Genomic DNA, 12996 nt, shown 5'->3' with positions numbered 1-12996 from the left:
AGAAAGATGAAAATTGCTCAATATGGAACAATAATCGTGGTCATCCACGCGATCGCGCATGGACTGCACGGTTTAGCACATATGGAAATCCCAATTCCTCTCTTTTTGCTCCAAAGTTTGTTTATTGATGCTGTGATTTTGCTAACTCCCATCATTGCAGCCGTTTTACTTTGGATGCCGTTTGATCGCATTGGTAGCTGGCTCTTGCTCATAAATGGATTCGATTGTTGGACTGGCGTATAGGCATTAAAAATAATCCAGCAACCAGAGCAGGTCTTATGAGTTCGTAATCATCGTTCGCATAGATTACAACATTGGGAGGAGTAGCGCTATGAACTAGCAGCCAACAAGTGGTTAAGATTTCTAAAAACCCATCTGCAATCCTAATTTTCTCAGTCTTGAAACACTTACACTGTCTTGCACTATAAGGAGAAATAACCATGAGCCAATCTAATCTATCCACTGCTACCCAAGAAACGGCTACCAGTACCATCTTGGACACTGCTGCTCAAGAAGCGGCTACTGATACCATCGTGGACATTGATCTTAACGTTCAAGCCCAGAAGGGTCCAGACTTGCGAAAAGACCATCCGAAAAGTCACGGCTTGGTTTGGGGAGAGTTCAAAGTTGAGGAAAATATTCCTCAATCGTTGAAGGTGGGTATCTTTGCCCAGTCCAAAACCTACCCACTTTGGATGAGGCTCTCCAATGCTTCCTCAGTAGAGAAGCGCGGTCAGTTCAAGTCGGATCTTGATCCCGATGTTCGGGCACTCGCGATCAAACTCTTACAGGTAGAGGGTGAAAAAGTGCTGGATGATGAGCAGGAAACCCAAGACTTTTTGATGATTAATTATCCGGTCTTCTTTGTCCACGATGCCCAAGGGTTTGCCAACCTGACGAAAGCAAGCGTTGGTCAGGCAAATGAAGAAGAACTGCGATCGCTACAATCCACCTTTGAAGTTCTCAAAGCGGTTACAAGCAAGCAAGTTGCAAATCCGCTGCTGATCCAATATTGGAGTACCACTCCCTATAAACTTGGTTCTCAGTCGATCAAGTTTTCTGTAAAACCTCACGAGCAAGATACTCCCGGTTCAACCCCCACTTCCGAAACTTACCTGCGTCAGGCAGTCGTTAAATATCTGTCACAAGAGGGCAAAGATGCAACCTTTGACTTCTTGGTGCAACTCTATGTCAACAATGAGAAAACTCCAATTGAAGATCCAATGCAGGAGTGGGAAGAGAAAGACTCACCGTTTATCAAGCTTGCAACCATCACAGTTCCAACTCAGAAATTTGACTTTGAGGAGCGGAAGCGACTGGATGAGGGTCTATCGTTCATGGCTTGGCATACCCTTCCGGAACACGCACCCTTGGGTAGTGTCAATTTAGCTCGCAAAAAAGTTTATCAGGAGATAGTAAAGGCTCGACGGAGTAACATCCACCACCGCATCGAAGAGCCGCAAGCATATAGTTCAGTTTTAGACGATCCTGAATAATCTTGCTTGACAACTACTTCCACCAATTGTTGGCGGAAGTAGTGTCTCGCAATATCTAGAACACTAACGATTGCTCTTTCAGCTAATTGCTTGGCATTAATGCAAGACGATTGACAATAATTACTAACTATGGATTTTAAAGTTCCGAATCAGTGGCATTGGCGCGAATACTTTGCAGAATTCTTGGGAGCCGCTTTTAATATTTTCATCGGCTTGAGTGCAATCGTCTTTAACTTTGGGCACGGTTTGCCAATAGAACAGCTTGTGCCTGATTCAAGTATTCGGCGGCTGATTACGGGACTAATTTTTGCTGGAAGTGGAGCGATTGTAGCCGTTTCTCCGATTGGGAAACTGAGTGGCTCTCACATTAATCCTTCTGTCTCACTTGCATTTTGGATACACGGCAAGATGCACCTCCGAGATTTTGTTGGCTTTGTGATTGGACAGTTTCTTGGAGCGATCGCTGCTGTGTTACTGCTTGTGACCCTGTGGGGAGATTATGCTAGAAGCGTTAGTAACGGCATGACGCTGCCTGGCTTGAATTATCCGCTGTGGATGGTATTTTTATCAGAAGTCACGATTACATTTCTCTTAGTGTTGACAATTTTTATCTTTATCAGTCATCATCGGCTGATGCGCTGGACACCTTTGATCCTTTGGCTTTTAATTGCCGGGATGGTGTGGCAAGAAGCTCCAATTTCGGGAACAAGTCTCAATCCGGCGCGGAGTTTCGCTCCTGCACTGGTGACAGGAAATTGGCATCACCAGTGGATTTATTGGATTGCTCCGCCAATGGGTGCTGCGATCGCTGTGGGAGCGTTTCGGCTGATCACACTAGGCGAACGGGATGTTTTGACTGGAAAACTCTATCACGCTTTTAATTACCCCAGTATTTTCAAAAATGTCAAACTGCCTCATTTCCAGCATCACCCTCACTCGAACAGATGAGCTTAGTACAGTTTTGCGTAAAAGCGTAGCGTTTTTAATGCATCTTGATGCATTGGCATTGTATTGGGACACATTAACAATGTAGCCGACGCATTAACATTGTATTGGGATGTATTGGCATTGTAAGGGGATGCATTAACTATGCTGTTGAGGCATTGGCATTGCAAGGGGACGCATTAACTATGCATCCTAATACATTGACATTACAAGGTATTGCCAAATTTAATTCGCTACGAATTAATGAAATGCTGTACTAAGTAAGTCAGTACAATTGACCTATTTATGTGCAGGAACACAATCAATTCTGGTTGATGAAAAAGTCTTTGTTGTTGATGGGCACAAGTGCGATCGTTAGACCATTTCAAGTATGAGCTAGCTCATAGAAGTGATTGAACTGCTATTGCATGATTAAAGCAGATGAACTGCGGGTGTTAGGTTGACGCAACAAACCAAACCTACGTCTATCGCATTTCAGAATTTATAAATCAGTAATGTGTTTTGATTTTGAAGGAATGTACCATGAAAGTTTTGATTCAATTGATCGTCAGTTTTTTCGTATTCATTATTGATGTCGTATACGGAAATCGTTCCTACGCTCGCTTTTATATGCTAGAAACCATTGCCCGTGTTCCTTACTTTTCCTATCTCTCAGTGCTGCATCTTTACGAGACGCTGGGTTACTGGCGCAAAGCTGACTTGTTGAAAGTTCACTTTGCTGAAACCTGGAACGAATTACATCATCTGTTGATTATGGAATCACTAGGGGGCAGTCAACACTGGATTGATCGCTTCATCGCTCAACACGTTGCTGTGGCTTACTACTGGTTGATCGTGCCGATTTACATGTTTCTTCCCTCTTACGCCTACTATCTAATGGAACTGATTGAAGGTCATGCCTACCACACCTATGATGAATACTTGAAAACTTATGAAGCCCAACTGAAAGCTCAAAAAGCGCCCCAGGTTGCAATCAACTTCTATCGCGATGGTGATCTCTATATGTTTGATGAAGTTCAGACTGCACCAGGTCATGAATTTCGCCGTCCCAAGGTGGATAATCTATACGACGTGTTCGTGAACATCCGTGATGACGAATGCGAACATGTGAAAACAATGGTGGCACTCCAAAAACCAGAAGCGCGGCTAACTTTTAAAAGTCCTCATACGGTTTTTGAAGCTACAAAAGTTTTATCGAGCGAAGGAGAAACTGACCAAATAATTACTAATTCGTGAGATGGTCAGTATTGGTGGCTATCTGAGCGATCGCACACCCACTGATGAAAAAGGTTTTCTCGAATTCGCTAAATCCATGCCTGCTCAGGAAATTTACGAAGTCATTAAGGATGCTGAACCCCTCTCAGAAATAGTACCTTACAAGGTTCCGGCTAGCCAGCGCCATCGTTATGAAATAATGGCGCGTTTTCCTGAAAATTACTTGGTTTTTGGTGATGCCATTTGCAGCTTTAACCCGATCTACGGTCAAGGCATGACGGTTGCTGCCCTTGAGAGCCTCGCTTTGCAAAATTGCCTTGCTAAAGCTAACCAAAATCTCGCTCGGCGTTTTTTCAAGGAGGCAGCTAATACCAATTCTCTATGAAGTTGCACTTAATAAAGCAGAAATGATGTAATCCCATCCACTCTCTCGAAGCGTAGTTTACCGCCGTAGGCATCGCTTCAAGCGAGATGGAATCAAGAACATTTTTTAGCTTCTTTCTTAAATCATCTAATACTAATTCTCCGTGAGCTTGCACTTAATAATTACTCTTCCTGTCTTGGCGTACTTAGCGTACTTGGTTAACCAGCGCTGTAGGCGGGTTTCCCGCCGTAGGCGACTGGTGAACCCGAAGGGCGGTTCGTTTAATAATTAAGTTTATCTCCAGAATAAACTAGTATAGATTAATATAATTTTTAAGATAATGAGTACTTAATGTGTTCCGATAATCGTTGAATCGGGTTAAGCTCTGGACTGTTGGTAGGCTGAAAAATTGGTATGACATTCTCTAAGGTGGTTGATCACTGTTTGTGGAATTAGGGCAGGTTTTCCTTGAGGTGTTTTGACTTTAAGTAATGCATTTATGCCGCTTTGTTTATACCCTTGCAACCAACGATACACTGTTGATTTATCTCTTCCTAGTCGCTGTGACAATTCTTGTCTTGTCGCGTTAGCGAAGCGTGCCGTAGGCATTCGCTCCAGTCTTGATCCAGTAGAGCATCTGTAGTCTTTCTTTGGTTGTTGCCACGGCATGACGCAATCTATGTTGTAGTTCTTCAAGGCTCTCACATACTTCGACTCGAAAGCTATTTCCCTATACCCCTACACCCTGGTTTTACTTCTCTTAATTTAGTGCATTTTCATGGAGAATTGGTATTACACGTTGCCGCTCGACGGGATCTAGTGGTAGCCATTGCATTTTTGAAGGTGAAAAATTTGACGGCTTCTCCCAAAAGCCTGATACATTCTATAATTTCTCTGAGGGTACTATTGGGTAAAATTTTACAGGTTGGCATTCCTTAGAGTAGTCAATTACAAAAGGAACAGCAATGCACAAATGTATTCTAATCAATTGTGACTTTCACGACGAGTAGATTAGGTTGTTGCAGAATTTGCAGCTTTTACCCATTAGACGCACAGTAAATTATCCAATTTCTAATCGACGGTATCGAATATGAACTACACACTCAAAAATAAACGCGCACTCGTCACTGGAGGAAGTCGCGGTATCGGGGCCGCCATCGTTAAGCGTTTGGCAACTGAAGGCGCTGATGTCGCTTTCACCTATATCAGCTCGCCTGATCGCGCCAAGGAAATCGCCGAAGCAATCCAGGCGTTCGGCGTTCAGGCTTTGGACATCCAAGCCAACAGCGCTGAAGCTAATGAGGTAGTGGCTGCTGTTGAACAAACAGTAGAGAAATTCGGTGGCATTGATATCCTTGTGAATAACGCAGGTGTAGTGCAGATGGCTCCTATTGATGATTTCACGCTTGCGGACTTTGATCGCACCTTTGCCATTAATGTGCGTGCGGTATTTGTGGCCACCCAAGCCGCAGTCAAGCATATGCAAGAAGGCGGACGCATCATCAACATTGGCAGCACCAGCGCCGAACGTGTGTCATTTGCCGGCGGCTCTGTTTATGCCATGAGCAAATCTGCTTTGCAAGGGCTTGTGCAAGGGCTGGCGCGTGACCTCGGCCCGCGTGGAATTACAATCAATAACGTCCAGCCCGGACCGATCGCTACAGATATAAATCCCCCAGAGGGTGAGTTTGCCGAGATGCTCAAAAAGCAGCTAGCACTGCCCCGCTACGGCACTGTTGAGGAGGTTGCAGGGATGGTCGCTTATCTAGCTGGGTCTGAGGCAGCTTATATCACTGGTGCAAACCTAATGATTGATGGAGGGTTCAGCGCCTAACTGCCGCAGGTGTAGCGAATTGCAAACATCAACCCTCAAAACTGCGTATCCTCGGCGATGAGTGATACACTAACTGCAAGTATACTTGAACCCATAGTCAGAGCTATTTTTAGCTTCTTGAGTGAAATCAGCAGTTTGCTACAAGTGAGGAATAAGAGACATATTCATCTAAAATTGTCAATGACTATATCTGGTGTATTTCTAATATGCAGAATCCCAAGGAGGTATCTTTGTCACAAATTTACTTTTATTCATATATTTGGTTAAAACAGCACTGTATGACGATTGGAGGAATGCTACTTGCAATCGCCATCATAGGTTGTAATGCCTCTGCCAAATCACAGTCACCTGCTGTGAATACCTCATCAGTGGCAAATCTCATCGCCTCTAGCCCAACCCCAGCACCAGTCTCTCCCACACAAAGCCCTACTAATACTAAGCTGCCTGGGCAAGATGCAGTCCAAGTTATTCGTGACTATTACAGTGCGATCGCCCGTCAAGACTATAAACAAGCTTACTCGGCTTGGGAGGGAAATGGCGCTGCTAGCAAGCAGTCGTTTGAGCAGTTCAAGCAGGGTTTTGCTAACACCACATCCGTTGCTGTAGAGGTTGGAAAACCCGGTACACCAGACCCAGGTGCAGGCTCAATCTACATTGAGATTCCGGTTACTGTGACTGCGATCGGCACAAATGGAACTCCACAGCGATTTCGCGGCAGCTATGTACTGCGGCGAGTCAATGATGTTCCTGGCTCAACTCCAAACCAGCGTAGATGGCATCTCCACTCGGCGAAAATTACTTAAGTCAAGTAGCCTGCTGCAAAACGCTGGTTTCCCAAGATTCCAAACTAAAAGCAGTGTTGCTTCAACGTAAAGAAAATACAAAAACAGGAACGCGAAAAACTTGGCATCAGCGCTCATTGTTACCACAGATCATCCTGAGCAAAACTGACTTTCAAAGGAGAAAGCTTACATGAATGGGTTTATTAGATACTCGTAGACGCGACTTGTCGACTCTAGTAAAAGTCGTTGTGTAGCATTTTTCTCCAGTAACTATAAGCTAGCTGATAGAAATTGTTGATAAAAAGTGAAAAGCTTTTTCTGCTTAAATGTAAGGAAATAATTCACCAATAGTATCAGCAAATGAACAGAAAACTGGATGAAACTTAAAACACTTAATTTATCGGGATAATTTGAATTAAACTATCAACAACCTGGATTACAAGTATTAGTTTACTTATCAGCGCTTCTGCTTTGGGAATCGCTGCACTTTCTCAATTTAATTTCAAAGCTATTGTTAGTGCACCAAATATTCCACGAGGATTGACCAAACTTGGTAACAAATCTTATCTACTCAGTTAGACAGATAATTCTGTCGTATATGTGTCTTGCGATCCCACAGTTAAACTCCGAATGAAACCTGCACCAATTAAGCTAACACCAAATAGGTATGTCATTACCTGTAGAAATCAATAGATTGTGAGCGCTATGAGTTCAACTCCACAACCAGTTCCAACAACTCCGCAACAAACAGAGAAAAGCAGGTTTTCTCTGAAAAAAATCCTGCTGCTAGTAGCAATTGCTTTAGTAATGTTATTCAGCCTAGCGCCAGCCCTATGGCAATTGCTGACCTCGTTTAAAGTTAACGAAGATATTGCCGCCGTTCCCACTGTCTATTTACCCACGCGATTCACTTTTAGTCACTACATTGAGTTATTCACCCGTCGTCCATTTTGGCGCTACATCTTCAACAGTGCCTTTGTGTCGATTGCTTCTACAGCTTTAGCTTTAGTGATCGGTGCACCCGCTGCCTATGCGCTGGCACGGTTACGCCCTTGGGGTGAAGGAGTTATCCTCGCTAGCGTTCTGATAGTGACTTTATTTCCTGGAATTCTGTTATTCCTGGGATTGTTAGAAATAATCCAAGCGCTCAGACTAGGCAACAACTATCTAGCGCTGATTATACCCTACACTGCCATCAATTTACCCCTGACAATTCTAGTACTTAGAAGCTTTTTCCAACAATTACCTAAAGACTTAGAAGATTCTGCTAGGGTCGATGGCTACAACACCTTTCAACTACTGTGGCAAATCGTGCTGCCCATGACCCTTCCCGCCTTAGTGACTACTGGAATTCTCACCTTTATTTTTGCCTGGAACGAGTTTATCTTCGCTCTAACGTTTATGACCCGTGAAGAGATGAAGACGATTCCTGTTGCTGCTGCTCAATTGGGTGGTGCGACAGTATTTGAAATTCCTTACGGTTCCATCGCCGCTGCTACTGTTGTAGGGACGTTACCCCTGGTTTTACTAGTTTTGTTTTTCCAGCGCCGGATTGTCCAAGGTCTTACCGCTGGTGCTGTCAAAGGATAAAAAGAAAAATGGCTAAACTCGAACTCAAAAACTTGAATAAAACCTATACTTCCAAAGTTGTCCCTGTCAAAGACGTTAGCTTAACAGTAGATAACGATGAGTTTCTCACTTTACTTGGCCCTTCTGGCTGTGGCAAATCCACTGTTCTACGCATGATTGCAGGTCTTGAAGAACCTACTCGCGGTCAGATTAAGATCAACGAAGCAGATGTCACCTATAAGTCAGCAGGCGATCGCAACATCGCAATGGTATTTCAAAGCTATGCACTCTATCCGCACATGACAGTGTACGAAAACCTCGCTTCTGGACTCAAGCTAAGAAAAGTACCACCTGTAGAAATTAAACAGCGAGTAGCAGAAGTGGCAAAAATTTTAGGACTAGAAGAGTTAATGAACCGCAAGCCTGGTCAAATGTCTGGAGGTCAACGACAGCGTGTTGCGGTCGGTCGTGCCTTAGTGCGTAATGCCAATGTGTACCTGCTAGATGAACCGTTAAGTAACTTGGATGCGCTGTTGCGGGAACGAGTCCGAGCTGACCTCAAGCAAATTTTTGCAGATCAAAAAGTCCCTGTGGTCTATGTTACCCATGACCAAACAGAAGCGATGACACTCTCCACGAAAGTAGCTTTGCTCAATGATGGCTATGTCCAGCAACTTGACCCGCCCGAACTCATCTATAACCATCCAGCTAATTTATTTGTGGCTGGATTTGTTGGTAGTCCTCAGATGAATTTGCTGACTCTACTTTGTAATGAACGATCCGCTTTACTAGGTAACTTCCAGATATCTCTGCCAGATATACCAACTGTACCACCCCAGATTGTGCTAGGTATCCGCCCAGAAAACGTTCGCATTGCCCAACCAGGTGATACCCAAACTATCCAAGGGCGAGTGTATCTAGTAGAAAACTTGGGTATGCACTATTTGGTGAGTGTCAGGGTTGAGGGTTCACAAACTGGAGCGATTATAGTACGTGTTTTATTGCCAACAGACCAAAATTGGAGTAACGAGGATATTACACTAACATTACCCCCTGAAGATATTCACTGGTTTGATGTTCAATCTGGACATGCTCTTGTCAGAAGGCAAATATTAGGTGTGAGGAGCTAGTAACCTTTTTCAATTACTTTAAACCAAGCTTCTATCTGCCCTTCTCCTGACGGAGACGCTGCGCGAACGGGTAACGCTCGCAAGCTCGCTAACGCCAGTTGCTTTATACCGGGGAACCCGTCCACCGCACTGGCTCACCAACGACGCTTACCCCACCACTTGAGAGTAGAAGCAATAATTTGGTCGAGTAGACTGAACAAAGCGCTTTAGTAGCTTTCCAATTATCACGCTTTAAGTAATAACAAGATCCGCTAACAGGAAATTTTAAAGCAACTAAACGAACTTGTTGTCCCAGCTGATGTAAATGTCTTAAAATTCTGCCAAACTCTTGGGCGTAGGCAAGCATTGTTCTTGCTTTAAAAGATTTTGATATTTCACGCCTTTTTTCTGATATTTTCTGCTATCTAAGCAAATTCACACTTGAGAATTCGCGATCGCACTACAGGATGACGTAAAGCCTCATCCTTGCATCTTGTATTTTTAGATGCTTTTTCGAGTAATATTATGGACTATATTATCTAATAAGTACCTAAATATACTGAAATCTTTGCTTCATCTCCCATCACATTTTTGTATTCTTTATTTGCCTTTTACGGGTTTGTACGGGGAGGTACAAGATATGAGTAAATCAAAATCTAAGTAGACAATATTCTGGAAAATGATCCTTTGTCTGTTCAAGATTTTACTTTTGGTCATGATACAGATGGTAGACGGCGGTTGCGTTTTGGAGTGTAACTTGAAGGTGGAATCAGCAAAAATTCTTCTTTAAAAGTAGCGATATACAGATTACGTAACCAATTAAGTAAATTCAATGTAGGTCGTGCCAACAAGTTACTTCCGTATGAACCAAAGCATATCTGAATCTGAAATTCATATAAGTGATTTATTGGTGAAGTTTTTGATTATACGTAAATACCCCGGCGGGGTTATGTCTAGAATAGTCTTATGGCAAGGCAAGTATGCTGTGGTTAACATCTAGCTAGTATTGTTATTTATCAACCATTGCCAGAGTGCTTTGTAAGTTTAATTTTTCAATTTTGATTAATAGAGCAAGTCATGAACAAAAAATGGGCTGTCAAACGAATGACGATAAATCTTGCATCAACTGAGAGCGAAAAACTTGAACGATATTGTGCAATCACAGGCAGACCAGCAACTGACGTTATTCGAGAGTTGATTCGCTCTCTTGAAGTAACTCATCTTGAAGCCTCTGAACAGAATAGTACTAAGATAAGCCCAGAGTCTTGTGCTGCCTAGTTACTAGCCTCCAGGCTAGGAATGTATTCTGAAAGGGTCTGCCCTTGCTAGTGGAGGCGGATGACGCGCTCATTGTCACATCTGGTTCTGAAGACGAGTGATTTCTGCGAAGGAATCGCTTAGTTTAACCTCATGTCCGGTTTTGAAGACGAGCAGGTAAGGTGACTTACCTGCTTAGTTAACGTCCTACCTGTTAGATCATTTATTCATGGTTCTTAGCTCAGACTGCTGTTGAGCAAAATAGTCAATGATTTCAGCCGAAGTCAAAATTATTGAGCGGGTAGAGTACGGAATTGATATAATTAAATAATTAACTCAGTACTATAACGCCTAATCAGCGGTGGCGCGTGATGTTAGAGTTCAAGGACATTGACTCGCAGAAATTTGGTCAATTAGTGATAGATGCCCCATAGTGGACTGAATGGATAGCTTGATTTACTATTTGCTGCAAACAGTTGACTGTTAATTCCTATCTTACTCATAAGAGTGCAGGTGAATAATCCTGCGATATCTAAATGGCATATTCATATGTGAGTATGCCTTTCAATATACTCATATATGAATATGCTTTACCGCTCTCATATATGCAATTAGATGCTTGAAAAGACAATTTTGAATGTTTTAATATTGTTAAGGAATTTGCAGTTCAATGTCAGCATCTTCTCAGTACTTTTGGAAGTTAATAATTTTTAGCTAATTGACAATTAAAAGCTATGGAAAATACATTAGTCGATAAAACCTTCCGTGACAGTGATGGCAAAATTGTTATAGCTCAGATGCCAAATCTACCTCTTATTGTTTGGATAGTAACCAGTATATTTGCTCTAATTTTTACGACTGGCAAAATAAATACAGTGTTAGACGTAGTAGCAAATGGCTCCTTGTTTACTTGGGCCTGGCTAGAATTATTTCAAGGCGTTAATTATTTTCGCAGAGCGTTAGGTCTATTCGTATTAATTGGTATTATTGCATCAAAAATTATTAGTTATAACGGATTCAATAATTAATCAAAATTATTTATACAGTGGATTCTAAGTAAATGAAAGTACATTAAGGGAAGTGCATCATACTTCTATTATGCAACACCGAATTAATGGCGTTGCAGGGTATTGGATAATGGCGGTATGAACTGAGGTGAAACTGGATGGAATCTCCGCGTTGTAGGTCGTTCCATATTCGTAAAAACAGAAGAAAAAGAGGTAAAGAATCACATTTGCTGTGATTGCGACGTTAGTTCCGCCCTGCAACGCTTTTGCCAATTCATTGATCGCTATGAACCACCCCAAGGATACAGTGATCAAGTGAAATGGGAATGCCTAAAAATGTATGTTAACGGTATGGGATTTCGTGGGATAAAACGGGTCAAAGGTGTGCATCACACGACGTTGATTACTTGGGTAAAACTTGTGGGAGAACTACTGTCTGATGCCTACGATCTACAAACAATTCCAGAAGTTGATGAACTTGATGAACTAGAAACGTTGGTTGCAATGTAAGATCTGCCGTCAGTTTTCGGAGTAACTTGCAGGCGATCATTCTTATTTACTAGTCTTTAAAATCACTTCCAAATCCTTGTTTGTACCATTCAGCTTTACTGCCGTTAATGGTATGACTTGTATTAGGGTAGTTGGTATGAGTGACTGCGCTAACTTTTAGGCATCAGTAAGCGATGCTCTATCTGGTTGAAACTGCGAATTTTCTCAGCAGTAATCTAATCAGCATTTAAGTTTAAATTATAAATTGTCTTAGAAACATTTTACTCACTTAGATTAATTAATACATAAATTTAATGAGTTTGTGTATTAACAGATTCTTGATTCTATTTCTGTCGAAGCGATGCCTACGGCGGTAAACTACGCATCGAGAGAGTGGATGGGATTAGATCACTGGCGAGACTTACTACTCCAGCAAGGGCTAGATATTACAGCAACAAACCTCCAGCAGGAATTAACTAGGGAACTACCTGCTATCAATCGTCAAATTGCAGGATTTGAAGATTTTGCCTTTGAAGGGAAACGAGCAATAGAAGCAGGAAATCCGTCTCGAAACTTATTGTTTCATGCCTTAGTTTCACCCAATATCGTGAGTGCCAATCTAAGCGCATATCCGACGTTAGTAGAACTCGAAATCATTAGACTTGTCCCTAAACTTATAACCCAGTCTGTACAAGGGTTTTAAAGGGTGCTTATATGTCTTCGCTCAACGTAGCAATAAGGGGTTGGGATAGTTGATGATAGTTTAAAAACAAAAAATAGGATTTTTAAATTTGGAGCGTCAACACGATTTATTATACTATACAATCCGCCAAAGCTATATATAGTAAATATTAGGATTTATAAAAATAAAATTTTATATCCTATATTTACGGGAATTTAATTTTAGGACGCGTCTATTATGCAACAGG

Annotated in this window: 13 protein-coding genes and 1 pseudogene; 13 read left to right on the top strand and 1 reads right to left on the bottom strand. The window is 42.2% G+C overall.

From position 1 onward, the window contains the following. Positions 1-6: 6 nt before the first annotated feature. The 5 genes from V7K46_RS13760 (at position 7) to V7K46_RS13740 (ending at position 4041) form a co-directional block, all read left to right on the top strand. Positions 7-243, top strand: coding sequence for a hypothetical protein (locus tag V7K46_RS13760; RefSeq protein WP_335113945.1), 237 nt, complete (start codon positions 7-9; stop codon positions 241-243). 197 nt (positions 244-440) lie between these two features. Further along, positions 441-1496 carry a catalase family protein gene (locus tag V7K46_RS13755; protein ID WP_335113943.1) on the top strand — a complete coding sequence of 352 codons (1056 nt, stop codon included), beginning with the start codon at positions 441-443 and terminating at the stop codon, positions 1494-1496. Between the two features lie 129 nt (positions 1497-1625). After that, positions 1626-2444: an MIP/aquaporin family protein gene (locus V7K46_RS13750; RefSeq protein WP_335113941.1), complete on the top strand. Its 819-nt coding sequence runs from the start codon at positions 1626-1628 to the stop codon at positions 2442-2444. 519 nt (positions 2445-2963) lie between these two features. Continuing rightward, positions 2964-3677: an alternative oxidase gene (locus tag V7K46_RS13745; RefSeq protein WP_335113938.1), complete on the top strand. Its 714-nt coding sequence runs from the start codon at positions 2964-2966 to the stop codon at positions 3675-3677. 1 nt (position 3678) lies between these two features. Then, positions 3679-4041 carry a hypothetical protein gene (locus V7K46_RS13740; RefSeq protein ID WP_335113936.1) on the top strand — a complete coding sequence of 121 codons (363 nt, stop codon included), beginning with the start codon at positions 3679-3681 and terminating at the stop codon, positions 4039-4041. Between the two features lie 357 nt (positions 4042-4398). Here V7K46_RS13740 and V7K46_RS13735 read toward each other — a convergent pair whose 3' ends face one another. Beyond that, complete coding sequence (locus V7K46_RS13735; protein WP_335113934.1) at positions 4399-4629, bottom strand: helix-turn-helix domain-containing protein; 231 nt, start codon at positions 4627-4629, stop codon at positions 4399-4401. 481 nt (positions 4630-5110) lie between these two features. Between V7K46_RS13735 and V7K46_RS13730 the strand changes: the two genes are divergently transcribed. The 8 genes and pseudogenes from V7K46_RS13730 (at position 5111) to V7K46_RS13695 (ending at position 12770) form a co-directional block, all read left to right on the top strand. Continuing rightward, positions 5111-5854, top strand: a complete 744-nt coding sequence (locus V7K46_RS13730; protein WP_335113932.1) for an SDR family oxidoreductase — start codon at positions 5111-5113, stop codon at positions 5852-5854. Positions 5855-6147: 293 nt separating this feature from the next. After that, positions 6148-6657: a hypothetical protein gene (locus V7K46_RS13725; protein ID WP_335113930.1), complete on the top strand. Its 510-nt coding sequence runs from the start codon at positions 6148-6150 to the stop codon at positions 6655-6657. A 684-nt stretch (positions 6658-7341) separates the two neighbouring features. Then, positions 7342-8226 carry a carbohydrate ABC transporter permease gene (locus tag V7K46_RS13720; protein WP_335113928.1) on the top strand — a complete coding sequence of 295 codons (885 nt, stop codon included), beginning with the start codon at positions 7342-7344 and terminating at the stop codon, positions 8224-8226. An 8-nt stretch (positions 8227-8234) separates the two neighbouring features. After that, the gene (locus V7K46_RS13715) at positions 8235-9335 is read left to right on the top strand and encodes an ABC transporter ATP-binding protein (RefSeq protein ID WP_335113926.1); all 1101 of its coding nucleotides are present in this window, start codon (positions 8235-8237) and stop codon (positions 9333-9335) included. Between the two features lie 1056 nt (positions 9336-10391). After that, entirely contained in the window at positions 10392-10592 is a 201-nt protein-coding gene (locus tag V7K46_RS13710) for a CopG family transcriptional regulator (protein WP_335113924.1), read from the top strand. Positions 10593-11305: 713 nt separating this feature from the next. After that, the gene (locus tag V7K46_RS13705; protein WP_335113922.1) at positions 11306-11599 is read left to right on the top strand and encodes a hypothetical protein; all 294 of its coding nucleotides are present in this window, start codon (positions 11306-11308) and stop codon (positions 11597-11599) included. 137 nt (positions 11600-11736) lie between these two features. Then, positions 11737-12079, top strand: a pseudogene (locus V7K46_RS13700) (IS1 family transposase); the annotation flags it as partial. A 349-nt stretch (positions 12080-12428) separates the two neighbouring features. Then, positions 12429-12770: a hypothetical protein gene (locus V7K46_RS13695; protein ID WP_335113920.1), complete on the top strand. Its 342-nt coding sequence runs from the start codon at positions 12429-12431 to the stop codon at positions 12768-12770. Positions 12771-12996 lie beyond the last annotated feature (226 nt).

The organism is Nostoc sp. (assembly GCF_036917395.1).
Taxonomy (GTDB): domain Bacteria; phylum Cyanobacteriota; class Cyanobacteriia; order Cyanobacteriales; family Nostocaceae; genus Nostoc.
This window is presented reverse-complemented; position numbering and strand designations above follow the sequence as displayed.